The organism is Streptomyces rugosispiralis (assembly GCF_024505145.1).
Classification (GTDB): Bacteria; Actinomycetota; Actinomycetes; order Streptomycetales; family Streptomycetaceae; genus Streptomyces; species Streptomyces rugosispiralis.
In genome coordinates this window covers 1-530 of the sequence record NZ_JANIAA010000230.1, presented here as the reverse complement: position 1 = coordinate 530, position 530 = coordinate 1, and the positions used below count along the sequence as shown (strand labels likewise).

Below are 530 nucleotides of genomic sequence, written 5' to 3'. Positions count from 1 at the left end.
GGGATCCAGGATCCCGAGGGCCGCAACGAAGTACCGCTGCCGGACGCGACGATCAACCTGCTGGACGCCGACGGCAAACAGGTCGCCACGACCAAGACCGATGCCGCCGGCGAGTACTACTTCGGTGGCGTCGGCGCCGCCTACGAACTCAAGCCGGGTGCGAAGTACACGGTGCAGTTCGACGTGTGCACCGCGGACACCGAGAAGGTGCCGACCCAGCCGCCGGCCACCAAACTGCGGTTCACACTCCCGCGGGCCGGTGCCAACCGGGCACATGACTCGAATGTGACCCCGCCGACGACCGGGCGGCTGTGCAACGGACGCGCACCCGTCACGGCTCCGGACAAGCCGGGCGAGGTCGATCACACGATCGACGCCGGCGTGTACATCCCCAAGAAATCGCCGACGCCCAAGCCGACGCCCACTCCGTCGTCACAGCCGCCGACCTCTGAGCCGCCCAACAACCCGGGCCCCCAGTCCGGCGGAGGCTCCGGCACAGGCGGAGGCTCGGGGACCAGCGGAGGCTCCGG

1 protein-coding gene is annotated in these 530 nt (G+C 69.8%); it reads left to right on the top strand.

What is annotated here, in order from left to right:
• Positions 1–530 (top strand): SdrD B-like domain-containing protein (locus NP777_RS47200; protein WP_305890879.1); only part of this gene is annotated, 530 nt, incomplete at both ends.